23 protein-coding genes are annotated in these 25,423 nt (G+C 34.8%); 8 read left to right on the top strand and 15 right to left on the bottom strand.

Annotation, left to right across the window (positions count from 1 at the left end):
- Window positions 1–18: 18 nt before the first annotated feature.
- The 5 genes from D7004_RS06290 to mutL form a co-directional block, all read right to left on the bottom strand.
- Window positions 19–651 (bottom strand): nitroreductase family protein, encoded by a 633-nt coding sequence (locus D7004_RS06290; RefSeq protein WP_123205025.1) that lies wholly within the window; start codon window positions 649–651, stop codon window positions 19–21.
- A gap of 123 nt (window positions 652–774) precedes the next feature.
- Window positions 775–1,893 (bottom strand): endonuclease/exonuclease/phosphatase family protein, encoded by a 1,119-nt coding sequence (locus D7004_RS06285; protein WP_123205024.1) that lies wholly within the window; start codon window positions 1,891–1,893, stop codon window positions 775–777.
- On the bottom strand, window positions 1,894–2,745 hold the full coding sequence (locus D7004_RS06280) for a rhomboid family intramembrane serine protease (protein ID WP_123205023.1): 852 nt from the start codon (window positions 2,743–2,745) through the stop codon (window positions 1,894–1,896).
- Window positions 2,738–3,448, bottom strand: a complete 711-nt coding sequence (locus D7004_RS06275; RefSeq protein WP_123205022.1) for a rhomboid family intramembrane serine protease — start codon at window positions 3,446–3,448, stop codon at window positions 2,738–2,740. The genes D7004_RS06280 and D7004_RS06275 overlap by 8 nt, the downstream gene beginning before the upstream one ends.
- A 170-nt stretch (window positions 3,449–3,618) precedes the next feature.
- Window positions 3,619–5,454: a DNA mismatch repair endonuclease MutL gene (mutL, locus tag D7004_RS06270; protein WP_123205021.1), complete on the bottom strand. Its 1,836-nt coding sequence runs from the start codon at window positions 5,452–5,454 to the stop codon at window positions 3,619–3,621.
- 1,301 nt (window positions 5,455–6,755) lie between these two features.
- Here mutL and D7004_RS06265 point away from each other — a divergent pair.
- Both D7004_RS06265 and D7004_RS06260 read left to right on the top strand, forming a co-directional pair.
- Complete coding sequence (locus tag D7004_RS06265; RefSeq protein WP_123205020.1) at window positions 6,756–8,387, top strand: amidohydrolase; 1,632 nt, start codon at window positions 6,756–6,758, stop codon at window positions 8,385–8,387.
- Window positions 8,374–10,191, top strand: a complete 1,818-nt coding sequence (locus D7004_RS06260) for a serine hydrolase domain-containing protein (RefSeq protein ID WP_123205019.1) — start codon at window positions 8,374–8,376, stop codon at window positions 10,189–10,191. Before D7004_RS06265 ends, D7004_RS06260 begins: the two co-directional genes overlap by 14 nt.
- Before the next feature lie 10 nt (window positions 10,192–10,201).
- On the opposite strand, the gene D7004_RS06255 is transcribed toward D7004_RS06260, so the two are convergent.
- The 7 genes from D7004_RS06255 to D7004_RS06220 all read right to left on the bottom strand — a co-directional run bounded on the left by D7004_RS06255 (window position 10,202) and on the right by D7004_RS06220 (window position 15,854).
- The gene (locus D7004_RS06255) at window positions 10,202–10,804 is read right to left on the bottom strand and encodes a tetratricopeptide repeat protein (RefSeq protein WP_123205018.1); all 603 of its coding nucleotides are present in this window, start codon (window positions 10,802–10,804) and stop codon (window positions 10,202–10,204) included.
- Between the two features lie 67 nt (window positions 10,805–10,871).
- Window positions 10,872–11,369: a hypothetical protein gene (locus D7004_RS06250; protein ID WP_123205017.1), complete on the bottom strand. Its 498-nt coding sequence runs from the start codon at window positions 11,367–11,369 to the stop codon at window positions 10,872–10,874.
- Window positions 11,370–12,513: 1,144 nt separating this feature from the next.
- Entirely contained in the window at window positions 12,514–12,921 is a 408-nt protein-coding gene (locus tag D7004_RS06240) for a hypothetical protein (RefSeq protein ID WP_123205015.1), read from the bottom strand.
- A gap of 6 nt (window positions 12,922–12,927) precedes the next feature.
- Window positions 12,928–13,146 carry a hypothetical protein gene (locus D7004_RS06235; RefSeq protein ID WP_123205014.1) on the bottom strand — a complete coding sequence of 73 codons (219 nt, stop codon included), beginning with the start codon at window positions 13,144–13,146 and terminating at the stop codon, window positions 12,928–12,930.
- 68 nt (window positions 13,147–13,214) lie between these two features.
- A complete protein-coding gene (locus D7004_RS06230) occupies window positions 13,215–13,805 on the bottom strand; it encodes a Crp/Fnr family transcriptional regulator (protein ID WP_123205013.1) in 591 nt (196 codons plus the stop codon).
- A gap of 57 nt (window positions 13,806–13,862) precedes the next feature.
- A complete protein-coding gene (locus D7004_RS06225; protein WP_123205012.1) occupies window positions 13,863–14,705 on the bottom strand; it encodes a DUF6929 family protein in 843 nt (280 codons plus the stop codon).
- Window positions 14,706–14,891: 186 nt separating this feature from the next.
- Window positions 14,892–15,854, bottom strand: coding sequence for an isopenicillin N synthase family dioxygenase (locus tag D7004_RS06220; RefSeq protein WP_123205011.1), 963 nt, complete (start codon window positions 15,852–15,854; stop codon window positions 14,892–14,894).
- 280 nt (window positions 15,855–16,134) lie between these two features.
- Here D7004_RS06220 and msrA point away from each other — a divergent pair, with 280 nt between their 5' ends.
- The 6 genes from msrA (at window position 16,135) to D7004_RS06195 (ending at window position 22,512) form a co-directional block, all read left to right on the top strand.
- A complete protein-coding gene (gene msrA, locus D7004_RS06215) occupies window positions 16,135–16,731 on the top strand; it encodes a peptide-methionine (S)-S-oxide reductase MsrA (protein ID WP_123205010.1) in 597 nt (198 codons plus the stop codon).
- Window positions 16,732–17,727: 996 nt separating this feature from the next.
- A complete protein-coding gene (locus D7004_RS21130; RefSeq protein WP_279634729.1) occupies window positions 17,728–17,862 on the top strand; it encodes a hypothetical protein in 135 nt (44 codons plus the stop codon).
- 50 nt (window positions 17,863–17,912) lie between these two features.
- Entirely contained in the window at window positions 17,913–19,373 is a 1,461-nt protein-coding gene (gene cysS, locus D7004_RS06210) for a cysteine--tRNA ligase (protein ID WP_123205009.1), read from the top strand.
- Between the two features lie 53 nt (window positions 19,374–19,426).
- Window positions 19,427–20,407 carry a M28 family peptidase gene (locus D7004_RS06205; RefSeq protein ID WP_123205008.1) on the top strand — a complete coding sequence of 327 codons (981 nt, stop codon included), beginning with the start codon at window positions 19,427–19,429 and terminating at the stop codon, window positions 20,405–20,407.
- 141 nt (window positions 20,408–20,548) lie between these two features.
- A complete protein-coding gene (locus D7004_RS06200; RefSeq protein WP_123205007.1) occupies window positions 20,549–21,406 on the top strand; it encodes a nuclear transport factor 2 family protein in 858 nt (285 codons plus the stop codon).
- A 221-nt stretch (window positions 21,407–21,627) separates the two neighbouring features.
- Window positions 21,628–22,512: a glycerophosphodiester phosphodiesterase family protein gene (locus D7004_RS06195; RefSeq protein ID WP_123205060.1), complete on the top strand. Its 885-nt coding sequence runs from the start codon at window positions 21,628–21,630 to the stop codon at window positions 22,510–22,512.
- Window positions 22,513–22,775: 263 nt separating this feature from the next.
- Here the strand turns inward: D7004_RS06195 and D7004_RS06190 are convergent, their stop codons facing one another.
- The 3 genes from D7004_RS06190 to D7004_RS06180 form a co-directional block, all read right to left on the bottom strand.
- Window positions 22,776–22,976: a hypothetical protein gene (locus D7004_RS06190; RefSeq protein ID WP_123205006.1), complete on the bottom strand. Its 201-nt coding sequence runs from the start codon at window positions 22,974–22,976 to the stop codon at window positions 22,776–22,778.
- A 102-nt stretch (window positions 22,977–23,078) separates the two neighbouring features.
- Window positions 23,079–24,041 carry an AAA family ATPase gene (locus tag D7004_RS06185; RefSeq protein ID WP_123205059.1) on the bottom strand — a complete coding sequence of 321 codons (963 nt, stop codon included), beginning with the start codon at window positions 24,039–24,041 and terminating at the stop codon, window positions 23,079–23,081.
- A 6-nt stretch (window positions 24,042–24,047) separates the two neighbouring features.
- Window positions 24,048–25,409: a peptidylprolyl isomerase gene (locus D7004_RS06180; RefSeq protein ID WP_123205005.1), complete on the bottom strand. Its 1,362-nt coding sequence runs from the start codon at window positions 25,407–25,409 to the stop codon at window positions 24,048–24,050.
- Between the last annotated feature and the right edge of the window lie 14 nt (window positions 25,410–25,423).

Raw genomic sequence — 25,423 nt, 5'->3', positions numbered from 1 at the left:
CATTAAGATTTATATTGCTTATTTATACTCAATGAGAAATTTATCCATTGGTGTACGTACTTTTTTAAGATTTACCAACCAGTCGTTCGCTTCATCGCGGTTACCTAAAGGCAATAAAACTACCGATTTTAAACCTTTTTCATTCAAACCTAAAAGCTTATCAAGTTCAGGTCCGTTGAAACCTTCCATTGGTGTAGAATCTACTTTTAATAATGCTGCTTGCGCAATGGCTGCACCTAAACCAATGTAAGCTTGGTGGGTTGCATGATTAAAGTTTTCTTCAGCGGTTCTTGATAAAACCATTCCTTTAAGCTGCGCTTTATAAGCATCAGTTGCAGAATCTGGTAAACCACGCTCAGCATTCATACGACTGAAAGTTTCATCGATTCCTTCTTCAGTATAGTTTTCGAATGCTGCAAAAACCAATAAATGTGAAGAATCTGTAATTTGCGATTGATTGAAAGCAATCGGTGTGATTTTCTCTTTAAGTGCTTGATCTGTGATGACGATAAGTCTGAAAGGTTGCAAACCTGAAGATGTTGGCGCAAGATGAATTGCTTCAATAATCTGGTCAACTTTTTCTTGTTGAGCTGGCTCACCATTCATTTTTTTAACGGCATAGCGCCAGTTTAAAGCTTCTATTAAACTCATATCTTAAATATTTTTTTTTACAATTTGAATAGCAAATATCTAGATTAGATGATAACAGTTTGTTGATGTATGGTAAGAAATAAAAAGTGAAATGTAAAAAAATATTTACTTTTCTCAGCCGATTTATTCTTTGTCGATAAACTTCAAATCCGTTCTCACAGGAAAATGATCAGATAATTTAGCTTTCGTGATTTGATAATTTAGAACTTCAAAATCTTTCGATGTAGAAATATAATCTATTTGAAAATTAGGGAATTTACCATTGTAGGTTTTGCCAAAACCAGTACCTTTTTTGGTAAAAGAATTATTTAAGCCTTTTGTAATTTGCGTTACCGCGTAAGATGCAGGAGTATCATTAAAATCGCCTGCAATTAGGTATGGCGTTTTGCATTTTGCCATTTCTTTCTTCATCGTATCTACCTGATTGCTTCTTTTAATAAATGCATATCTCAGCATCTTTAAAATTCGTTTGGAGGCATATAATTTACCTCTGGTTTTTTTAGTAAGCTGATCTATAAACTCATAATCCTGAGGTTGGAAACTGATGGATTGAAAATGAACGTTAAAAACCCTAAACATTTTTCCGTTCACATCTAAATCCGTATAGATACTCATATTATCACCGTGACCATCAAACTTAATATCACCTTTATTCTTAATAGGATATTTCGAAAAAATCGCTAATCCAAAGGCATCGTAAGCATTGTTTTCTACCGGTTTAAAGTAATAATATTTTGTGTTTAATAGTCTTTTCAAGCTATCAATGGTGTTAAAATCGCCTTTGTGCCTGGTGTAAAATTCCTGGAAGCATATCACATCAGGGTTTTGTTCTTGTACAATCGTAAGCATTTTATCTTTAACAGATATGGTATTATCTTCTCCAAAAAGCTTAAAACTGTGCACATTATACGTCATTATTCTAATGCTACCTTCTTCTTTTTTTGATGTGCCTTCAATACCGCCAAAACCAAAAGTTGCATGAAGTGTCTTGTAGCCAATTGCAATTACACAGATTATGATGATGGAAAAAATCCATCTTTTTTTTGCCGCCCACCAGATAAGAAACAATACACAAATCAATAGGGAATAAGGATAAGCCAAAGCAAAATAGGCTAGTATAATGTTTTTACGAGGATCTATGCCGCCTGCAACGGTACCAAGAACTAGGCATGCAACCGCTACAATGGTTAGTGGTAAGAATATTTTATCAAAGAAAGTGTATTTCGAATTAGGCTTAGGCATTTAATCTTTACTTGCTTTAAACAATTTTTCTTTTTCAGTTGTAGTTAATTTATCGTATCCCGAGGTAGAAATCTTATCTAAAATTTCATCTATTTCATTTTGAGATACGCCTTTAAAAGTAGGTTTTTTTATTGGTTGCTCATTTTTTACCACTTTTAATTTTGGTTTTCTTTCAAAAATTTTACTCCAGTCGCTGCCATTTTGCAAGCTTTTAATATAAGCAAAACCCAACAATGCGCCGCCAATATGTGCTAAACTACCACCCGCATTCGATGAACCAATAGATAAAAAATCTAAAATGAAATAAACGAGTGCTATCCATTTAATTTTTACCTCACCAAAAAAAAGCAACATTATGGTGTAATTGGGCACTAAGGTTGCTGCCGCAAATATAATTGCCATAACCGCTGCAGATGCACCAACTATGTTAATATTGAATAAAGAATCAGAAAAAACCGGGAAAATATTTAAAAAAGCCACAGCAAATAAACCACCAAAAAAGCCGCCGGCGATGTAAACAAAATGAAATTGCCTGCTTTGTAAAAAGTTCATAAAAATATTTCCGAACCAGTACAAACCCAACATATTAAACAGAATGTGAAAAATATCGGTATGAAAAAACATGTAGGTAAATGTGGTGTAGAATCTTTCTGGAAGCTGAGTAAAACTTGCCGGCAATGCAACATATTCAAACAACCACGATTTGAAGCTTAAAGCGCTGCCGCTTAAAAAAACAAATATGCCAATAATGGAAACTACCAAAAACAGGAGAACATTTATCCCAATGTAAAAGAAAAGTGGATTACCAGACTTAAAAATCTTGAACCTTAAATCTTTGAAAGTATTATTCATAGAGCGTATAAAATGTATCGTTTTTATCTTTCCAAATCTTAACCAGGATAAAGCCAATTAAAGCCCCACCCAGGTGTGCATAATGAGCAATAGAATCACCTTCAAATTGAGCTACACCTAATGATAATTCAATTAAAATATAAATGGGAATGATGTATTTTGCTTTAACCGGCACAGGTATAAACATAATGTATAACTCTGCATTTGGATAGAGCATGCCAAAAGCAACCAGTAAGCCAAAAATTGCTCCCGAGGCGCCCAACATGCCCCCATAATAAATAGAGCCTAATGTCTGCACCTGTGTTTGATTTGTAATTTTCTGTTGCCATCCATCAAATAAAGTGATATTTCCAATTATTTGATTAACCTCAAAAGCTTGTACAGCCCATTGTAAAGCTAAAGCACCTAGTCCGGTTATCAAATAAAATATGATGAACTTTTTTGCTCCCCATCTGGTTTCCAGCAAACTGCCAAAAGAATAAAGTGCAAACATATTGAAGAATATATGCGCAACCCCACCATGCATAAACATATACGTTAAAGGTTGCCAAACCCTAAACTTTGGCGAATCGAAATAGTAAACCGCAAGCGAATCTTCAAAATTTATTATTCCCTGCTGTTGAAATAGCCAGGTAGCTGCGAAAAATATGATGTTTATAATTAGAAGGTTTTTAACAACCGGTGGTATATATATGTTATTCATTTAATTGTGTCGTTTTTGGTATTTCGTCTTTCGTTTTCGCTCTACTCAACCTTAGTCTCTATTCTTTTTTCCTTCATCTTGGCCTTAACCTTAGCCTCGGCCTTAATCTCAATCTCATTCTCAGCCTCAACCTCAACCTTAATCTCAGCCTCAGCCTCAACCCTCACCCTCTACTTCTCAAATTTCTTATCCAGCTCAGTCAAGGTAATGGTTTGGATGATAGGCTTTCCGCTTACGCTAAAGTTAGGGGTTTTGCAGGCAAAAAGTTCATCAATTAGTGTGTTCATCTCTTCCTGACCAAGCGCTGTACCTGCCTTAATTGCACTATTTTTAGCTAAGCTTCTGGCCAGGCTATCTCGCTTTGTTAATTTCAATTCTTGTTGAGTGTTTTTAAAGCCTTCAATTAATTGTTCAAACAGCTGTGTTTCATTAATGTTTTTACTGCCTAAATCAACCGGGATTCCTTCTACAACCAGTGTGTTTTTACCAAACTCACGAACATCAAAACCTAAACTTTTTATATCATCCAGTAAACTTTTTGCCAATTCAAAATCATTGGCATTTAACGTTATGGTTTGAGGAAATAAACTCTGCTGTGAAGCGCCTTTTCTATCATCAAGATGTACGAGAAATCGTTCATAAAGGATGCGTTCGTGTGCCATTTGCTGGTCTATAACCATTAAGCCAGATTTAATTTGCGAAACAATATAACGATTATGCAGTTGCATATATTGTTTCTGCTTTGTTTCTAAAATAGCATCATCAGTATAAAATGTAGTTTGCTCAACGGCTGGTTCTTGCGTTATTTCATACAGCGAGCCCCAATTTTTGGCGCTTGGCTTAGCCTCATAATTTCTAGTTGAGGAAGAATATCCGGATACAGAACTCTTTTCAGTTGCAAATGGATTAAAATCGGGATTAAAATTTATGCTTGGTGGCACAATATCTTCAACAGCTTTCAGCGAAATCATGTTGCTAAAGCCAGTTTCCTGGTCGAAATCCAATGTAGGAGAAATGTTATACCTGCCGATTGAACGCTTTACTGCCGATTTTAAAATCGCATAAATTGATTTCTCATCGAGGTATTTAATTTCTGTTTTGGTTGGATGAACGTTCACATCAATCTTCGATGGGTCGATTTCTATAAACAAAACATAGAGTGGATAGCTATCGTCGGGCAATAAATCATCAAATGCAGAACTTACCGCATGATTTAAATATGGGTCTTTAATAAACCTGTTATTTACAAAAAAGAATTGTTCACCTCTGGTTTTTTTTGCGAAAGCAGGTTTTCCAATATATCCTTTTAGGTTAATAATCGTAGTGTCTTCTTCTACAGGTACTAAACGTTCGTTGTAATTATTGCCAAACAAATGAACAATGCGTTGTTTTAAATTCCCTTTTGGAAGGTTAAAAATCTCCGTTCCATCATGATGCAAACTAAAAAAAACAGCAGGATGCGCTAATGCAACACGTGTAAACTCGTCAATAATATGACGCATCTCTACCGGATTACTCTTTAAAAAATTTCTCCTTGCGGGAGTATTGAAAAATAGATTTTTAATGGCAATTTGTGTGCCTGGCGATGTAGCTACAGGTTCTTGAGCTGTAACCAAAGCACCTTCAATGGTTATGCAACTGCCAATTTCATCTTCATGGCGGCGGGTTTTCATCTCTACCTGTGAAATTGCCGCAATCGAAGCCATGGCTTCTCCACGAAAACCCATCGTGCGAATGGCAAATAAATCTTCAGCTTTTTTTACTTTAGAAGTTGCATGGCGTTCGAAACACATTCGAGCATCCGTAACACTCATTCCGCAACCATTATCTATAATTTGAATTAATGCTTTCCCGGCATCTTTTATCACCAACTGAATTTTATCTGCGCCGGCATCGATAGAATTTTCGAGCAATTCTTTTACTGCAGAGGCAGGTCGTTGAACAACTTCTCCGGCAGCAATTTGATTGGCAACAGCATCAGGTAATAGGTGAATAATATCAGTCATGTAATTAGGCAAAATGAATGTGCTAAATTATGCAAAATAAGCTTAAGGAATGTGTTTTGTTTAAAACTCAACACCTAAATGACTGTGGGTAAATATGATTAAAAATTTGTAACAAATGCCATAAAAATTAACTATTAACTATACAGTTCTTGTACATTGCTATCAGCACCTTGTATCCCCTGTGGAAAGGACAGTGGAGGAATTTACATTATTATCCTTATCTTTTTTACATACTAATACCTAACATTTCCTATAATTTAAGTTTTATTTTTTTGGAAATTATCGTTAGCATTTCATTGGGGTTTGCAGCCCCGCTAACCGCTATAGCCCTCATTGAAAAAATTCGGGGCTGCCGCTTTTATCGGGTTTAAAAATAGAGGGAAGGCTTTCTTCGGTTAAGTTATTGACGAGCAGAGCTTATATGTTCTTAAATTTCTTCTATGGTAAAGAATTATCTGCCTAGCTTTGTGTTCTCTGCGAATTCCTTTGCGAACTCTGCGGTAAAATATTTAGAGCGATTGAACTATTTTAATTTTTAGAAAACAAGGGTAATAAGATTTTCGGATACTGCAGCCCCGTTAACCGCTGTAGCCCTCATTGAAAAAATTCGGGGCTGCCGCTTTTATCGGGTTTAAAAACATAAGGATGGTTTTCTTCGGTTAGTGTTTAGCGGCAAGCTTATATGTCCTTAAATTTTTTACATGGCAAAGAATTATCTGCCTAACTTTGCGTCCTCTGTGAATTCCTTTGCGAACTCTGCGGTAAAATACATTTAGGGAGATTGAACTATTTTAATTTTTAGAAAACAAGGGTAATAAAATTTTTGGAAATTGCAGCCCTCATAAAAAAAATTGGGGCAGCCGCTATTGTCCGGTTTAAAAACAACAGTTCGATTTCTAAATTCAAAGTTCTTTTCCAGTCCTTTCGAGCGCAGCCGAGAAATCTTTTTAATTTGAAAGTTTCGGTCTGTGGGGACACAGACCAAGGGAAAATTCACCAATAATGTTTAAAACCAGCACAATCCTAGCATCCCTAAACCTGACTTAGTGAGATGCCGATTTTTCATCGGCAGAAACGAGGGCGGGGCTGCTTCTTCAAAAGCACTACTGCAACTGCTTTCCAAAAAAAATTTGAAGCTTTTGATTGACTTTTCTAATGATGAGGCATCCGTTAAAAACAGCAAATCAGCATTTAACAGATATCTCCAATTTTGCTGGGCTTCAATCTAAAGGACAACAATTTCCTCTTCTGTAAAATTCAATTTACACTGCAAACGATTTCAAATTTCTATCTTTATCGATATGAAATCATTCTTTTACGCATTAATTATAGTTGCTTTTCTATCCTCTTGTGGTAAAGAGCAAGCCGATGTAATTGTTTACAACGCCAAGGTTTATACCGTTAATTCGGCTTTTGAAACCGTTGAAGCTTTTGCAGTTAAAAATGGTAAAATATTAGCTATAGGTAAATCCGATGAAATTAGAAAAAAATATAAAGCTACAGAGGAAATTGATGCCGCTGGTAAAGCAGTTTATCCTGGTTTTATAGATGCACATGCACATTTTTTTGGCTACGGACAAAGCTTACAAACAGCCGATTTACGCGAAACCAAATCTTGGGAAGAAGTAATTCAAAGGTTAACAACTTTTGTTAAAACACACCCAGATGGATGGTTAATCGGGAATGGTTGGGACCAAAATGATTGGGAAAATAAAGCTTTTCCTACAAATGAAAAACTAACCAAACTGTTTCCCAATCGTCCGGTATTTTTAAATCGTATAGACGGTCATGCAGCTATTGCAAATCAAAAAGCTTTTGATGATGCCGGCATTAAAGCTGAACAGAAGTTAACAGGTGGCGATATGTTAACCGAAAATGGAAAACTTACCGGGGTTTTGATTGATAACGCTGTGGCTTTGGTTGAAAGCAAAATACCATCACCTGATGCAAAACTTGCCGAAAAGATTTTAACTGATGCCCAAAAAAATTGCTTTGCAGCCGGTTTAACAACTATTGATGATTGTGGCTTGGGTTTTGAAGCTGTTGATTTTATCGAGAAGCTGCAAAAGGAAAATAAACTCAAAATGCGTTTGTACGTAATGCTATCAGATGCTGAACCAAACTACAAGTACTTATTTAAACGTGGTGCTATAAAAACCGACCGCCTAAATGTTAGGGCATTTAAAGTTTATGCAGATGGTGCTTTGGGTTCTCGTGGTGCTTGTTTATTAAAACCTTATACCGATATGCCAGAAAAATCGGGTTTTTTGCTTAGTGATGTGAAGCATTATGAAGAGGTTGCTGCAAAAATTGCTGAACATAATTTTCAAATGTGTACACATGCCATCGGCGATTCGGCCAATCGGGTAATGTTAAAAATATATAACAATGTTTTAAAAGGTAAAAACGATAAGCGCTGGCGAATTGAACATGCTCAGGTTGTTAATGCAAACGATTTTAATCTTTTTGGTAAAGCAAGTATTATCCCATCCGTGCAGCCAACACATGCCACATCTGATATGTACTGGGCCGGACAAAGGTTAGGTGAACAACGTTTGAAAGATGCTTATGCATACAAACAATTGCTTAAACAAAATGGATGGATTCCACTTGGAACTGATTTTCCTGTTGAAAATATTAATCCATTATTAACGTTTTATGCTGCAACTGTTAGAGAAGATGCAAAGGGTTTCCCAAAAGGTGGTTTCCAAATGGAAAATGCTTTAACGCCAGAAGAGGCACTAAGAGGGATGACGATTTGGGCTGCTAAAGCAAATTTTGAAGAGCAGGAAAAGGGGAGTCTGGAAGTTGGCAAATTTGCTGATTTTGTAATTCTTGATAATGATATTTTAAAATCAACACCTCAGAACATTTTAAAAACCAAAGTTTTAAAAACCTATTTGAACGGAGAAAAAGTATATGAAGCGAAATAGATTGACGATTCTGGCAGCAGCAAGTTTTCTAAATATTTTATGTTTAATGGCTTGTGCACAAGAACACGCTACAAACGAAAAAAAACTTTCCATTGCCAATACCATTACACAAACAACTGTTTTACTAAATAACGAAAAGGGAAATATTCCTTTAAAATCACTTGATAAAAAAAATATTGCTTCGGTGAGCTTAGGTTTTGCCTACAATTTGGTTTTTGATAGTCTGGCAAATAAGTACGATAAAATTACCTCATTCTCTGCAGATGCTTATAAAGACAGCTTGAATTTGAATGATTTGGAAGATGATTTAAAATATTTCAATCTTGTGCTGATTTCGATTGATGATAAAAATATTACCAACCCAAAATACCTTAATTTTATTAGTAGCATAAGCAAAAGTAAAGCAGTAGTTTTTTGTTATTTTGGTAATGGAACGGGTTTAAAGGCTTTTGACTTAGTTAACTCGCCAATTATTTATACAGCACAAAATTCTATTGATGCGGCAGCAATTGTTCCTCAGTATATTTTTGGTGGTATTGCTGCAAGCAGTAAATTAACTTCAGCATTTTCTGCAAAATATACGCTTGGTTCTGGTTTTATTACTACCGCTACGCGATTAAAATATACCGTTCCCGAAGATGCTGGTGTAAATTCTAACAATTTGAAAGAGATTGATGCTATAGCTGCCGAAGCCATCAGTCAGAAAGCCACACCGGGTATGGTTGTTTTGGTGGCCAAAGATGGAAAGGTAATTTTTAATAAAGCTTATGGCACGCATACTTATGATTCTACTTTGCCTGATAAGGTTACCGATATATTCGATTTAGCTTCTGTTACAAAAGTTACCGCAACTACGCCATCTGTAATGCGCCTTTTTGAAGAAGGAAAATTAAAATTAGATACCAACATTGGTGCGTATATATCTAAAGCCAGAACCACACCAATGAATAACATTCAGGTTAGGGAAGTGATGTTGCACCAAGCGGGTTTCATTCCATTTATTCCTTTTCACGATTATGTAAAAGCTGGCGATTACAGTAGAGATTCAACTGCTGCGTTTCCAACTAAGGTTGCTGATAATTATTATATCAAAAAAGGCTTTTTCAAAGATTTTATGTGGCCGAAAATGTTGAATTCGCCAATTAGAACCCGAGGACAATATGTTTACAGCGATATAAGTATGTATGTGATGAAGGATATTGTTGAACACATCAGCGAAGAACCTTTAAATCAATATGCTTACGAAAATTTTTATAAGCCACTAGGTATGCAAACGGCAGGTTTTTTACCTAGAAATCGTTTTGCAAGAGACCAAATCATTCCAACAGAAGATGATAAATACTTTAGAAAAACATTATTGGTTGGTTACGTTCACGACCAAGGAGCGGGTTTGGCAGGCGGAGTTTCTGGTCATGCAGGCTTATTTTCTAGTGCGAACGATTTGGCTATAATTTATCAAATGTTGTTAAATAAAGGAACTTATGGTGGCGAAGCGTATTTTAAACCTTCAACAGTTGATATGTTTACTTCAAAGCAATCGGCAGTTAGTCGCAGAGGTTTAGGGTTTGACCGTTGGGATCCTGATTCGAGCAAGCACTATCCATCAGATTTAGCTTCACCACAAACCTACGGCCATACCGGATATACCGGAACATGTGTTTGGGTAGATCCATCACGAAGTTTGGTTTACGTTTTTCTTTCTAATCGTGTAAACCCAACAGTAACAGATAAATTATCGAACTTAAAAATCAGAGGTCGTATTCAAGATGTTGTGAATAAAGCCATTGATGAATCGAATAAATAGTTTTAAAAATTTACTCATCATCCAGCAAAGTAATACAACCTTCAGCAAGTTTCTTAATTCGGCCATCAAGCGAAGTCAAAGCTGCAGAATTTTTAGATGTTTGGTGTAAATAAGTAATCATCTTTAGGGTTTCATCATCAGGGTCGCAAGCATAAGATTTTTCTAAATAAGCTGCTGCTTTGGTTGCCAGTTTCTTATAATCATCCGTTAATTTTGTATGCGTGTTCAAATCTTTAGCTTCGGCTGCTGCATTCATTTTAACAATTAAATCTTTACAGTTTTTGAAATAGTAATTTCCTAGAGACAAATACGGAACATAATAGCCTGGCGTTAGCTGAATGCTTTTTTCGTAGTAAGGAATAGCCAGGTTCATTTGATTGGTTTCTTCGTATAACCTACCTAAGTGATAAGTTGCATTTGCGATTTGCTTTGGTGTTAATTCTGAAGAACGTTTCAAGATTTCTGTTGCCAATGCAATCGCTTTAGGTTTTTCGGTATCGGTCATTCTTATCAATGTATAATCCCAATACAAATCTTTAATGTTAGTTGATTGAGCAAATACAAATGTTAGGTTTATTAATAAAATGAGATGGATTAATAAGATTTTTTTCATTGGGTTAAGGTAGAGGATATTTGTAAATCTATAGTAAACTGAAAGTTAAAAAGTACCAATAGCCCCCTTAATTAATGATAGACCAAGCCATTAATTTGTGTGTCTTAGGTTCAAATAGTAAACATCCAATAGGTTGTTTACTATTTCTTTTATCATAAAAGGTAAGTGTGAACGGTAATAATTCATTTAATTCACCATCTATATCAAAATGCTTATAAAATGAAGTGTCGCTTTTAAAAAACCTTGTTGGCACTAAATCTAAATTCCTAATTCCCACTGAATCGACGTATCGGAAGATATTCGGGAAAATCATGTCGAAAAATTTTATTCGCCCTGTAATTTTCTTTTTGGATGTATCGGCCAAAATATTATCAAAATATACAAATTTCTTAAATACGGTATCCCTTTGGGTTGTATCGTATTTTTTGTTTTCGTAATATTTTAACAGCGATTCTATCATTTTATAATTTTTCTCTTCATCTACAGTTTTGTTTTGTGCTACAGAAATGAAGGGAAGTATCGATAAAATTAAAAAAACTATAATTATTTTAGTTTTTGACTTCATACTAATTGAATTTTAATTTAATAAAAGCTATTTTTTATCTAAGTAAAACCATAATGCCAAACTGAATGAAGTTTGTACATACAAACCTAATGGGAGGCACAGGATGATACGTTTTTCAATCTCCAGCCAGGCTTAATTCTTTCTAAAGGGAAACAGCAGCCAAATACGATAAAGATTAAAACTGATAAAGATTTAAAATTTGCATATTCAAATCTATATAATGTGGAGATGCCTGCTTTTGACAAAAGTCAAAAAAACTAAACAGTTGACAAATTTTAGTCAGCTGTTGAAATCGTTATTTAGATAAATTAAATTCAAGGATTGATCTTTGCAAACTCTTCTTGCACGTTAAAACTCTTGATTATTAGTAAAATCGAGCTAGCTACAAATAATAGCAAAGGGAATAAGAACCAAAATATTAACTTTTGATGATGTAATATGTCGGATAAAAAGACTTCAATGCTTATTAATACAATAAGAGAGTAGATTAACAAGAAACGGTCTTTAAATTGTTTAGAGAAAGCAATAATGATTAGGCACAAAACACTTAAAAGACCAATAGTCCCTAAGCCCTAGGATATATTAAAAAATGTTTGACTTAGCAGATCGTTTAAGAAACTTAATAAACAAAAAGGTATGCCAGCAAAATTTGGTATTCCATACGGTCCTATTCCATTTATAAGTAAGTAAGAAATTATAGATAAAATTTTTAATACTTTCACATCTTTCCCTCCTTAGAAACATTTAAAGCAATCAACCATATAATCATAAATGGTATTAATAGGATGAAAAATCCAGCTTCTAAAATTAGGAAACTTAGCAGAAAAGTTAATGGAAAATACCATAGCATTTTTTTGAAGAATTTATTTTTTATGCAGAAGGGTAAGACTATAATGCCAATATGCGATAATAACATAGTACACCAAATAATGGTATCTACTATAGACGTTTCATGAAGTTTTGGGAAGTCTAGAAATTCAAATTGATACACAAAACTCCAGTTTTTGTTAATTGGTATTCCAGAAAATAAACTTACCAATATCATTATCGTTAGAAGTATGATGATTTTGATCTCTTTCATATTCAATTAATTACAAGGACCTTTCCCATAAATGCCTTCTCCCGGATTCAAATAGCACTTTGCTTATTTCTCCATACTATTTATTTTCAAACTGCTTTCTTTTTTAAATATATTTAATGCAACTAACCAAACCACTGTAAATGGAATTAATATAAATGCAAAAATGATCAGAAAAAGAGATTGAAGTGTTATAAAGACTAATGGAATATAAAAGGTCAATTTATATTTTATATTAATATTATAAATAAATTGTAAAAGAATCATGCCTATGCTAGCTATCAATAAAAGTATCCAATGGATTGTCATTGTCCACTGAATATTATTGTATTTTAACTCTTTTAGAAGCATCTTAGGGCCATCTACAAAACTATACTCATATAAAAAGAACAAATTCTGATTTATTGAGATACAAGTAAAAAGGCTAATTAAAGTGAGTATTATTAACAGTATTCTAACTTGTAAGTTTTTCATAATTTATTAATTACAAGGACCTTTGCCGTAAATACCTTCTCCCGAATTCAAATTAGTACCAGGCTTATTGTTAAACCAATCTTTTAAGCCTGTTAATTTTGGTACGGCTACTTTATATTCCTGTATAATTTCTTTTTTACAGGAACTTATCAAAATAAGTATAAGACATAGAAGCGGAAAACTTTTTAAGTTAGCATGATTGTTAAGTTTAGAATTTATTTGCATAGATTAATTTTTAGTTAATCCAAACCTACATGCTTAAAATCAGCCGGCTTTTGATAAAAGTCAAAAAATTATTTTTGCTTTCTTATTCGGCTAAGTGTTTCTTGTGATATACCTAAATACGATGCAATATGACCTAATGAGACCCTTTGAAGTAGTTGCGGACTACGTTTAATTAAATGTTCATAGCGCTCTTTTGCACTATACATCCGTAAATCATTCGCTTGGATTTCATTACGCATGTGATAAAATTCAGTAAGTTTTCGTCCTGAATAATTAAATTCCATAAACTTTAAATATAGTTCATCAAGTTTTTCACGCTTTACTGCAATGAGTTTGCAATCTTCAATAGTTTCTATATATTCAAAACTCGGGTTGCCTGTATAAAAGCTATAAACTGAGATAAGCAATTCATTTTCAAATAAAAACCATGTATTGGTTTCTTTCCCTTCTTGATTAAGGTAATAGATTCTTGCAGCACCATTTACAATAAAATAAATTATGTTACTTCGTTCACCAACGCTTAAAAGTTTTGTTTTTTTTGCAACATTTATAACTTCACTATTAGCAGCAATCGCATTTTTTAACTCTTCACTTAGCGGATAAATCGAATTAAAAAGACCGAATAAATTTTGATAATCTTCGTTTGTAATTTCTGACATAGACAAATTTTTAGCGAGATGTGAGTTTATTATCAGATGATCACTCAAATATAATTATTACAAACTCATCGTCAACTTGTAAACAGTAGATCTCAACTCTTCAGTGTCTCTATCTTCGCACAGCAGAAATTCTATTTTATTTTTCGATTGTTCTAAAAAGCAAATGCCTTCGAACTTATTTACATCGGAAATTTTTGTAGCGAAATTAACTTCCAGTGTTTTCAAATCAATGCTTCCCACGAAACTTCCAAGTATTGCCCCATCATTATAAGTCGATTTTGTGTCTTCTGCCGTTGCAATAAAAAAAATCTCGTTTTTGTATAAAACGGCATCTGTAAAGGATGATTCGACGTGATTAATATTTGGCAGATTTATCCTCACAAATGTGGCATTATCGGCATTAGTCAGGTCTTCCCCTTTGATAAAAAATACTCCATTTTTAGCATTTATGCCGTTACCTCGATTAAATAAAAACCACGATTTGCCTGTAAAGACAGCACCTTCTATGTTAAAATTTTCATCATCAATTGTCGCTATAACTTTTAGTTTGCTGTAAACATTAGTCAAGTCATGCTCAATAATTTCTTTGGTTTTTAAATTAAAGTCTATCATTAAATTCCTTTTCTTGGTAGAGCCAGAGCCTAAAATAAATAATCTGTTTTGATAATTACAGAGTATTTCAAAATCTGGTTTGTCAGCCTTTGCTATATTATCTAAAGTATTTAACTCTTTGATAAACAGTATCTTGATTTGGTTGAGTTGCTTGTTGGTAATATCAAATTCATTTAAGTTCCCGCTATTGTCTCCAATAATATAAAGTTTGTTCTCTTTCAAAAATAATCCTGATGCCGAGCCAATACCATCGATTTCGGCGAAAATTTCTAATTGGGTAGAATGCATATTTCAAGGTATAAAAAAAGCGCTTAATTTTATAAGCGCCTTGTATTTTTAATCTTTCACAACATTCGCCTAACCAAAAACTTTGATAGGGGGAGGTAAAATAGGATTCAAAAGTTAATTTTTAGATTTCTCTTATGGTATAGCTTCACGTTGTATAAATGAAAACTGATAACAGAAAACTGATAACTATTTCTTCAACCCAATTTCTCTTAACCTTTCATCAAGGTATTCTCCAGCAGTCATATCACTATATACTTTTGGGTGTTCAGCATCAATGGTAGATGGTAAGCTAGTTAAATCCATATCGCTACGTGGATGTAGGAAAAACGGCACCGAAAAACGTGATGTTTTCATTAATTCACGTGGAGGATTTACAACCCTGTGTGTAGTCGATTTTAACTTGTTGTTTGTTAACCTTTGCAGCATATCGCCAACATTAACTACAATATCAGTATGATGCGCTTTTATCGGCAACCACTCATTGCTGCGTGTTAATACTTCTAGTCCATCGGCACTTGCGCCAATTAATAAAGTAATTAAATTAATATCTTCGTGTGCTCCTGCACGTACCGCATCATCAGGTATGGTTTCAGGATTTTCGATTGGGAAGTAATGAATGCCTCTTAATATCGAGTTTCCATTATGAACGTGTTTATCAAAGTAATTAATTGGCAGTTCTAAATAAGTTGCAATGGCACGTAACAGATGGGTTCCGTTTTCCTCTAGTTTTTTATATATACCGTTTGTTACCTTATTAAATTCAGGTAGTTCTTCTAAAACCTCGTTATCAGGGTAATCATTTTTCACCGGATCGCCGTCTGTAACTTCTTGTCCAATTTGCCAGAATTCTTTTAAATCGGGAGTTTTGGCGCTCTTAGCCGTTTCTTTACCAGCGCTAGTGTAACCTCGCTGACCAGCAAGTTCTGGTTTCTCGTATTTTTTTTTTACATCTAAAGGCAAAGCAAATGCAGCTTTTATATTTTCATAAAGCTTGTCAATTAAATCCTGACTTAAACCGTGATTGGTGATGGTTACAAATCCAGAATCATTGAAAGCCCTGCCAAGCTCGTCAGAAAACTTTTTGCGTTCTGTTTCCGTTCCGTTAATGTAGGAACCTAAATCTAAACATGGAATATAGGGTGTTGACATATTTTTTAATTTTAATGTTAAACGAATTTACTAAGAATTGTTAATAAGGTTCTGAGAGATAACAATCATGATTATAAATTAAAGATTATCAACAGCTTAAGTTATTAACATTTAAATTTAAATCCACAATTTATTCTGTTTGTCATTCTAAATCCATTATTGATGGATTGGAAACTTTACATAATTTTATTTCGTAATATAGTTAGCAAATAACCGTACAATCTTGTCGCGAAAGATTAATAACAAGATTGTATAGTTTAAAAAACAATAAACACACAAAATGAAAAAGATAATTTTAATTTTATTAACCGCATTAACTTTAAATCAAGCTAATGCACAAGGAAAGAAAACCGAGAAGGCAACATTTGGGATGGGATGCTTTTGGTGTACCGAAGCGATATTTCAAAAATTAAAAGGTGTTGTATCTGTGAAATCGGGTTATGAAGGTGGAAAAATTGCTAACCCAACTTACGAAGAAGTTTGTACAGGGTTTACTGGTCATGCAGAGGTTTTAGAAATTACCTATAACCCAATGCAAATTACCTATAAAGATTTATTAGAAGTGTTTTGGAAAAGTCACGACCCCACAACACTTAACCGCCAAGGTGCAGATAGCGGAACGCAATACCGTTCGGTTGTTTTTTACCACACACCAGAGCAAAAAGCTTTAGCCGAAAAATATAAAGCAGAATTAAATGCTACAAATGCTTACGGCAAAAAAGTAGTTACTGCAGTTGAAGCTGCAAAACCTTTCTATGTGGCAGAGAGCTATCACCAAAATTATTACAAAAACAATGCTGATGCTCCTTATTGCAGATTGGTGATTCTACCGAAATTAGAAAAACTAGAAAAAGTTTTTAAAGCAAAGCTTAAATAAGGCTGTAAATTAGAAGAGCAGATTTTAAGCTTCCTGTTATATAAATTTTAGCAGCGCAAGGCTTGTACAAGAAACTAAATTTGTTCCCGTTTTACGCTTTATTCCGCTAACAGCCGAAATGGCTGTTGCTACGTGTTCGCTTCAACCGGGGCTAGTTAGGAAATGTACTGTTCCATTTTAAGGGTTTGCATTTTGCGTAGCCATTTGTTTTCAAACCTGAACAATAGTTTCCAGGCTTAAATATCTACACTTAGATTTTCTAAGGTGACTGAGGTGGTAAATAAATAACGCAATAAACTTATTTACAAAACAATTTCAAACGGGTCTAAATATATAAAGCGGCTTATAATTTAGCAGCGCAAGGCTTGTACAAGAAAATAAATTTGTTTACGCTTTACTGCGCTAACAGCCGAAATGGCTGTTGCTACTTGTTCACTTCAACCGGGGCTATTTTGTAAGGCTAGTGTTTCATTTTAATGGTTTGCATGGTGCACAATCTTTTGTTTTTAAACCTGATGGCAGCGGCAGCCCGAGCTTTTCGCGAGGCTACAGCGAACAGCAGGACTGAAGCCCGCCAAAAGGTACTGCCTTTTAATTTACAAAACAATTTCAAACGGGTCTAAATATATAAAGCGGCTTATAATTTAGTAGCGCAAGGTTTGTTCAAGAAACCAAATTTGTTCCCGTTTTTCGCTTTACTGCGCCAACAGCCGAAATGGCTGTTGCTACGTGTTCGCTTCAACCGGGGCTATTTTGCAAATGCGGTGTTTCATTTTAAGGGTTTGCATGTTGCACAATCTTTTGTTTTTAAACCTGATGGTAGCGGCAGCCCGAGCTTTTCTGCGAGGCTACATCGAACAGCAGGACTGAAGACCCCCAAAAGTACTGTCCTTTCATTTCCAAAATAATTTCAAACTGGTTTAAATATATCAAGCGGTTTATAATTTAGTAGCGCAAGGCTTGTTCTAGAAATTTAACCATGGGCTTCTTGCAAATATGGAGATACTTTTAAAAGGTTGCCAGGTGCGCAAAACCGTTATTTACAAACCTAATGGAAGTGGTATTGCTTTTCAAATAAAAGATTTAGATTCTTTAATGTATGAATTGTCAATTAAGCAATCGGATTGTTAAACAATTTGTCATTTTTGAAACTTTACGATGGTAAATATTACATTTGCAATATGAATACCGGCTTACAACTTTACAATACCCTTTCTCGTAAAAAAGAATTGTTTCTACCGTTAAATGCACCAAATGTTGGCATGTACGTATGCGGACCAACAGTTTACAGTGATGTGCATTTAGGCAATTGCCGAACTTTCATGTCTTTCGATTTAATTTTCAGGTATTTAAAATATTCGGGTTACAAGGTTCGCTATGTTAGAAACATTACTGATGCAGGGCATTTGGAGGGCGATAGAGATGAGGGTGATGATAAATTTGCAAAACGAGCCAAGTTAGAGCAATTGGAACCAATGGAAATTGTACAGAAGTACACACTTGGTTTTCATGATGTTATGCGGATGTTTAATACGTTACCGCCGAGCATAGAACCAACAGCTACCGGGCATATTATTGAGCAAATCGAGATGATAAAAGTCATCATCGAAAATGGCTATGCTTACGAAGTTGGCGGTAACGTTTATTTTGATGTAGAAAAATACAGTAAGGAATACAATTACACCATTTTAACCAATCGTAACTTAGAAGACATGCTGAATAATACCCGCGAACTGGGCGGTCAGGATGAGAAAAAAGGGCGATTAGATTTTGCACTTTGGATTAAAGCAAAGCCTGAAACGTTAATGCAATGGCAATCGCCTTGGGGATTAGGTTTTCCAGGCTGGCATATTGAATGTTCGGCAATGAGTGCGAAATATTTGGGTGCAGAATTTGATATACACGGTGGTGGAATGGATTTAGCGGCGACGCATCATACCAATGAAATCGCTCAGTCAGAAGCTTGTAGCAAACATCAACCCGCTCGGTTTTGGATGCATACGAATATGTTAACCGTAAACGGAACCCGCATGTCAAAATCAGCCGGAAATGGTTTTCTTCCTTTGCAATTGTTTACCGGCGACCACCCTTTGTTAAAGAAAGGCTATAGCCCAATGACGGTTAAATTTTTTATGATGCAAGCGCATTATCGCAGCACTTTAGATTTTTCTAATGATGCGCTTGATGCATCCGAAAAGGGTTTTCGCCGATTGATGGCTGCTGTTGCTTTATTAGATAAATTAAACACCTACGAACACAGCGAATTTGATATTGATGCATTAAAGCTTAAATGTGTTAATGCAATGAACGATGATTTTAATAGTCCGGTTTTAATAGCAGAACTGTTTGAAGCGGTAAGAATTATCAATACCGTTTATGATGGAAAGGGAAAAATCTCAGCTACTGAATTGGATAAATTAAAGCAGTTGATTAATGATTTTGTTTTTGATATTTTGGGTTTGAAAGATGAAGAATCTGATAATCTAGAATTAAACAGTGTTTTACAAATGGTTATAGATTTGCGTAAAGAAGCTAAGGAAAATAAAGATTATGCAACTTCTGATAAGATAAGAATTGGTTTGCAAGAATTGGGTATTCAACTTAAAGATGGTAAAGAAGGCACAACCTGGAGTAAATCCTAGTTAGCACCCAACCTCAACCTCAGTCTCAACCTCAATCTCAACCTCAACTCCCCATGAACAACAAACTCTATATACTTCCTGCACTTCTGCTATTAGCCTTTCAGGCGTGTAAGAATGAAAAGAAAACCGAGCAAACAGAAACTGTAGCACAAGAAATTAAATTAGTTTCGCCAGAATTTAACGCAGATAGTGCTTTTGCATATACGAAAGCGCAGGTCGATTTTGGCCCTAGAATACCGGGTACCATAGCGCATCAAAAATGTGCTGATTATTTGGTTTCGAAACTAAAATCATTCGGTGCGGAGGTAAAATTGCAAGGGGCAAAAACCACAACTTACGACGGTAAAAGTTTTCAGCTAAAGAATATTTTGGCAAGCTTTAATCCGGAGAACAAGAATAGGGTTTTAATTACGGCACATTGGGATGCCCGCCCATTTTCTGACCAAGATACCGACCCTACAAACCACACGAAACCATTCGATGCGGCTAATGATGCCGGAAGTGGAGTTGCAGTTATTTTAGAAATGGCCAGGCAGATACAACAAAAACAACCAAATGTAGGCGTAGATTTTGTTCTTTGGGATTTAGAAGATTATGGCAAAGCCAACGATGAAACACCTGATGAAATCACCTGGTGCTTGGGTTCGCAATTTTGGGCGAAAAATGCATTGGCAATTGGCTACAAAGCGATGTATGGCATCAATCTGGATATGGTTGGAGGCGGAAACGCACAGTTTACGCAGGACGAAATTTCCCGTCAGTCGGCACCAGAAATTGTGAATAAAGTATGGAATATTGGAAGTGAAATTGGCTATTCATCTTATTTTGTAAGCATTCCAAGTGGTAAACTGGTTGATGATCATTTCTGGATGAACAAGGCCGGAGTGCCATCAATTGATATTATTCATTACAATGATAATAGCGGGTTTTACATAAACTGGCACACTCAACTTGATAATTTAGCTAACATTGATAAGAATACGCTTAAAGCTACTGGGCAAACCGTACTAGAAACCATTTACTGCGAAAAGTAAATGTTCAATTGTTAATTACTTTTACAAACATCTGGTACAGAAAATTTTATATTCGCCATACCTTAATAAAAATGAAGTTGAATCAGAATAATTGTTCATTCAAAATCGCTGATTCTTTCTTCAACAAATAAATTTATCCTCATGAAAAAAATATTATCAACCACTTTTGCAATAGCGTTATCATTCAGTGCCTTTGCTCAAAGAAGTGATGGAACAACTAAATCTCTTGTAAATGCTGAAAAGGAATTTGCAAAAACAATAGCTAAAAAAGGTGATAAAGATGCTTATATAGAATTTTCATCAGCAAATACTTTAGTTTTCAGACCGAATCCTGTTAATGCAAAAACTTTTTATGCAGGTCAATCAAAAGGTACAAATGAAGTTTCCTGGGAACCGAATTACGCAAAAGTATCACGCAGTGGCGATTTAGGTTTTACTACTGGTCCATATGAATTAAATGGTACTGAGAAAAAATATGGTCAGTATCTTTCTATTTGGAAAGCAGAAAATGGAACTTGGAAGCTGGCAATTGATTTAAATACAGATAGTAATAAACCGTTGGCAAGCACTACAAAACGTTATGAAGAACCAAAGGACCGCTACATACCAAAATTTTTAAATGAGAAAGACCAAAAAGCTGCAAAAGATGTAATATTAACAACAGAAAAAACGCTTAATACATTTCTTAAAACCCATGGCATTGGTGCATTTGGTGGTTTTTTAACTGATAATGCCCGTTTATTATTTCCCGGAAATGAAGCGATTGATGGCAAAGGCAAGATTCTAACTTTTTTGAATGGAATGGTTGATAAAATTAATTTAAAAACCACAGGTGTAGATAAAGCTTTAGGCAGCGATTTAGCTTATACGTATGGTGTTGCAACGATAGATTATAAGGCTGATTTAAGAGAAAGCTTTAATTATGTTTTCGTTTACGAGAAAGCTGCTGATGCGAGTTGGAACTTAATTGTTCAGGCTTTTGTACCTGCAGATAGATAATTATTAATGTGAATTTTATAAAGGGCGCTCAATAAAATGAAGCCCTTTTTTTGTTTAAGGACATGGGTTTGTTAAGTGCAATGTCATTTCAATTTAGCCCCGATTGCGGCGGCATCCTCGAAGCGCAGCGAAGAGATATAGCCAAAAGCGGGAGGGAATTTATTATCTAACATTTGCTTTGCGCTACAAAAATTAAAATAACCGATTTACGTTTAAATTTCATGAATAAAAAATTAAATCTTCTGCTTGTTGTAAGTTTTATTTCCTTACAGGTTTTAGCACAAAAACAAAAGTTCGATGTGCAAGGAAAGGCAGGTGCTCGTGGTATTATGCCCGAAAATACCATTAAAGGGATGTTAAAAGCATTAGATTTAGGTGTAAATACGCTAGAAATGGATGCTGTAATTTCTAAAGATAAACAAGTCGTATTATCGCAAGAGCCTTATTTTAATAATGAAATTTCTTTGCAGCCGAATGGAAAGGCAATAACTTTTAAAGAGCAAAAGAACTTTAACATCTACAAAATGAATTATGATGAAATAAAGAAGTTTGATGTTGGGAGTAAAGTTCATGCTCGCTTTCCCGGACAAATGAAATTTAAAGCTTCAAAACCGCTTTTATCAGAAACTATAGATGCCGTTGAAGCTTATGTAAATGAGAATAATTTAAAGAAGCCCGTTTACAGCATCGAAACAAAAACGATTAAAAATGGTGATAATGAATTCCATCCTAAACCTGCAGAATTTATTGAGTTGATAATGGACGTTGTAAACGCAAAGAAGATTTCTAAACGAGTGATTATTGAATCTTTCGATATGCGAACTTTACAATATTTGCATGAGAAATACCCTAAAATACAAACATCTTTATTAATTGATGAGAAAGAACCCTTTGAAGATTATATTGAAAAATTAGGTTTTAAACCAACCATTTATAGTCCGTATTCTATTTTGGTAGGTAAAGGATTGGTAGATAGATGCCACGCCATGGGTATTAAAATTGTTCCGTGGACGGTGAATACGGTTAAGGAAATTAAATATTTTAAAAGTTTGGGTGTAGATGGAATCATTACCGATTATCCAAACATTATTGAGCAGCTTAAGTAATTCAAATTAAGCTATAAACCTGGGTTTGATTCTTAATTTTCTTTCACATTATTAATAAGCTGCTTTTTTTAGTTAACATCAGCCTGAATTTATTTCAGGGTCTTATTTGCAGGAAAGATGCTGAATTAAATTCAGCAAGATGTATCGTAAAAGCAATACGGCAATAAAACAGCAAAATATTAGGTTTAAGAATCGAAATCAGGGTATAAACAAAAAATGCGCTGATGTTTTCAGCGCATTTTTTTATGAAAAATTTTTATTTTTTAGTGATGTGGTGCTGCTTCTGCTCCTTCGTGAGCTGGCATTTCTGTTTTTTCATGAGATGAAGCAGGTGCTTCTTCATGATTAAAAATTGGTTTGGTGAAAATTACGACCAATATTAAAACCAGAATCCATGCGGTTAATGGTAAAGCCCAAATGCCTGATGTTTGCTGAACTGGTGCGTGTGAATCGTGAGCTGACATATCGAATATTTTGATTTAAAATTTATGCTTTGTAAATGTTTGCTAAAGATAGTAACAAAGTTTAAAATATAAAGATTTGACTTTTATTTCTATTTAAAATACTTACAACAAATCTTTTATAATCTTCTCAATGGATAAACCTTCTGCTTCCGCACGATAATTTCGCACTATGCGATGGCGTAGAATAGGCTCAGCAACGGCTTGCACATCTTCAATATCTGGCGCATATTTACCCGAAATTGCAGCATGACATTTGGCACCTAAAACTAAAAATTGCGATGCCCGCGGACCAGCGCCCCAACTTATATATTTGTTAATCGCGTCAGTAGCAAACTCGCTATTTGGGCGTGTTTTTGCTGCCAATTTTACGGCATATTCTAAAACATTATCCGTAACAGGTATATCTCTAATCAGTTTCTGAAAATACTGAATATCATCTGCATGGATTATTTTTTGCAGCTGAACAGTTTTGTTGCTGGTTGTATTTTTAACAATCGTTAATTCATCTGCAAAGGCTGGATAATTTAACTGAATGTTAAACATAAAGCGATCCAGCTGAGCTTCTGGTAGGGGATATGTCCCTTCCTGCTCAATAGGGTTTTGAGTGGCTAAAACAAAAAATGGTTTTGGTAAAGTATGGGTTAAGCCAGCCGCTGTAACCGATTTTTCTTGCATCGCTTCTAGCAATGCAGCTTGTGTTTTTGGTGGTGTACGGTTTATTTCATCGGCTAAAATAATGTTCGAAAAAACCGGACCTTTTATAAATTTAAAATGCCTGTCTTCGCCTAATATTTCAGCGCCAATAATGTCACTAGGCATTAAATCCGGCGTAAACTGAATCCTGTTAAAGTCCAAATCCAGCACCGATGCCACGGTTTGTACAAGTAAAGTTTTTGCTAAGCCTGGTACACCAACTAATAGGCAGTGTCCGTTGCTAAAAATAGCGATTAAAACAGATTTAATAATATCATCCTGACCAATAACAACCTTGCTTATCTCAGCTTTTATGTTGTTAAAAGATTGATGAAGTGCATCTACAGCTTCTACTTCGTTCTTGTACTGCATCGGCATTTACTTGGTTTCAGTAGTTTTCTTAGTCCAGATTTTTAATTCAGGACAAGTTTCAAACTCGTCATCAATTTTAATATATGTGCTTTCACGACGTTTTTCAAACCACTCACTTAATGTACGGTTAACTTTATCAGTTTGTGCCGCATCCCTTATTTTTGGAAAATCTTGTCCGAGGTTAGCTTTATGAGGTGGGATCTTCGATTTCAAATACAATAAACGATAACCCTGTTTTCCATCAGCAGCAGTAAATAAATTTGGTTTAGAAATGCTACCAACTTTCATGGTATCAATTACTAAAAATATAGATGGATCTACTTTCTCCAAAGGTATAAAAGTAGTTCTTGCTTGTACGTTATCTGCATTAAGCATCATACCACCATTGTATTTGGTTTCTTTATTATCAGAATATAAATTAGCAGCTGCAGCAAAAGTTAATTTTTTAGCCATTATATTGTTGTAAATACTATCGGCATGCAACTTAACTCTATCCAAACTAGATTGTGTACTTTTTGGCATTATTAAAATGTGGCGGGCATGAACCTGCTCACCTCTTCGCTCTATAACTTGTAATATGTGAAAGCCAAATTCTGTTTCAAATACTGGCGACATTTCACCTGCTTTAAGTTTAAATGCCCAAGAGGTAAACTCCTTTGCCATCATGTTTCTATCAAAGAAACCTAAATCTCCACCATCACCAACAGAACCAGGGTCTTCAGAATATGCTTTTGCTAATGCGCCAAAATCTTCACCTCCTTTAATTCGTAAACGTAAAGCTTCAATTTTATCATGAAATCTTTCTTTTTCTGCTTTTGTTAATTGCGGATTTAGAATCACTTCTCCAACTTCTACTTCAGTACCAAATTCAGGAACACTATCGCCTAAAGATTTGAAATATTTTTCAACTTCTAAAGGAGTAACGTTAATGTTTTCTGTAATCTTACTTTGCATCTTTTGTGCCTGCAATTCATCTTTTATTGATGGTCTCATCTCATCTTTATACTGTAATAAAGATTTATTTAAAAACGATTCTAAACGCTCCTGGCCACCGGCACGTTGCATCATTGTACGCATTCTTCTGTTCACTTCATCATCAACCTGTCCGTCTTCTACCATAACCGAATCGATTTCGGCTTGTTGCTTAAGCAATTTCTGCGTTAATGTTTGTTGTAAAATCATACACTTAATACTTGGATTGGGTTGATTTCCCTGATACAAATATTGTGTGTATTGCTGGTTTAAGTCTGATAATAAAATAATGCCATTACCTACTACAGCAGCAACCTTATCGATGTTATTTTTTTGAGCATAGCTGTTAAAAAACAAGCTTACCAAAGCAGTTACCACTAAAAAAACTTTCTTCATTCTATTTATTGTAT

The organism is Pedobacter jejuensis (genome assembly GCF_003725795.1).
GTDB lineage: Bacteria > Bacteroidota > Bacteroidia > Sphingobacteriales > Sphingobacteriaceae > Pedobacter > Pedobacter jejuensis.
The sequence above is the reverse complement of the archived record's forward strand: the minus strand, read 5'-3'. Positions and strand labels throughout refer to the sequence as shown.

What these genes read in the sequence shown, in the direction of transcription:
- D7004_RS06230 (WP_123205013.1), bottom strand. Translation starts at nt 13,805, where the DNA reads ATGTCAGAAATTACAAACGAAGATTATCAAAATTTATTCGGTCTTTTT.
- D7004_RS06225 (WP_123205012.1), bottom strand. Translation starts at nt 14,705, where the DNA reads ATGCATTCTACCCAATTAGAAATTTTCGCCGAAATCGATGGTATTGGC.
- D7004_RS06280 (WP_123205023.1), bottom strand. Translation starts at nt 2,745, where the DNA reads ATGAATAATACTTTCAAAGATTTAAGGTTCAAGATTTTTAAGTCTGGT.
- D7004_RS06235 (WP_123205014.1), bottom strand. Translation starts at nt 13,146, where the DNA reads ATGCAAATAAATTCTAAACTTAACAATCATGCTAACTTAAAAAGTTTT.
- D7004_RS06190 (WP_123205006.1), bottom strand. Translation starts at nt 22,976, where the DNA reads ATGTCAGCTCACGATTCACACGCACCAGTTCAGCAAACATCAGGCATT.
- D7004_RS06240 (WP_123205015.1), bottom strand. Translation starts at nt 12,921, where the DNA reads ATGAAAAACTTACAAGTTAGAATACTGTTAATAATACTCACTTTAATT.
- D7004_RS06260 (WP_123205019.1), top strand. Translation starts at nt 8,374, where the DNA reads ATGAAGCGAAATAGATTGACGATTCTGGCAGCAGCAAGTTTTCTAAAT.
- cysS (WP_123205009.1), top strand. Translation starts at nt 17,913, where the DNA reads ATGAATACCGGCTTACAACTTTACAATACCCTTTCTCGTAAAAAAGAA.
- D7004_RS06205 (WP_123205008.1), top strand. Translation starts at nt 19,427, where the DNA reads ATGAACAACAAACTCTATATACTTCCTGCACTTCTGCTATTAGCCTTT.
- D7004_RS06195 (WP_123205060.1), top strand. Translation starts at nt 21,628, where the DNA reads ATGAATAAAAAATTAAATCTTCTGCTTGTTGTAAGTTTTATTTCCTTA.
- D7004_RS06180 (WP_123205005.1), bottom strand. Translation starts at nt 25,409, where the DNA reads ATGAAGAAAGTTTTTTTAGTGGTAACTGCTTTGGTAAGCTTGTTTTTT.
- D7004_RS06200 (WP_123205007.1), top strand. Translation starts at nt 20,549, where the DNA reads ATGAAAAAAATATTATCAACCACTTTTGCAATAGCGTTATCATTCAGT.
- msrA (WP_123205010.1), top strand. Translation starts at nt 16,135, where the DNA reads ATGAAAAAGATAATTTTAATTTTATTAACCGCATTAACTTTAAATCAA.
- D7004_RS06275 (WP_123205022.1), bottom strand. Translation starts at nt 3,448, where the DNA reads ATGAATAACATATATATACCACCGGTTGTTAAAAACCTTCTAATTATA.
- D7004_RS06285 (WP_123205024.1), bottom strand. Translation starts at nt 1,893, where the DNA reads ATGCCTAAGCCTAATTCGAAATACACTTTCTTTGATAAAATATTCTTA.
- mutL (WP_123205021.1), bottom strand. Translation starts at nt 5,454, where the DNA reads ATGACTGATATTATTCACCTATTACCTGATGCTGTTGCCAATCAAATT.
- D7004_RS06220 (WP_123205011.1), bottom strand. Translation starts at nt 15,854, where the DNA reads ATGTCAACACCCTATATTCCATGTTTAGATTTAGGTTCCTACATTAAC.
- D7004_RS21130 (WP_279634729.1), top strand. Translation starts at nt 17,728, where the DNA reads ATGGAGATACTTTTAAAAGGTTGCCAGGTGCGCAAAACCGTTATTTAC.
- D7004_RS06265 (WP_123205020.1), top strand. Translation starts at nt 6,756, where the DNA reads ATGAAATCATTCTTTTACGCATTAATTATAGTTGCTTTTCTATCCTCT.
- D7004_RS06250 (WP_123205017.1), bottom strand. Translation starts at nt 11,369, where the DNA reads ATGAAGTCAAAAACTAAAATAATTATAGTTTTTTTAATTTTATCGATA.
- D7004_RS06185 (WP_123205059.1), bottom strand. Translation starts at nt 24,041, where the DNA reads ATGCAGTACAAGAACGAAGTAGAAGCTGTAGATGCACTTCATCAATCT.
- D7004_RS06255 (WP_123205018.1), bottom strand. Translation starts at nt 10,804, where the DNA reads ATGAAAAAAATCTTATTAATCCATCTCATTTTATTAATAAACCTAACA.
- D7004_RS06290 (WP_123205025.1), bottom strand. Translation starts at nt 651, where the DNA reads ATGAGTTTAATAGAAGCTTTAAACTGGCGCTATGCCGTTAAAAAAATG.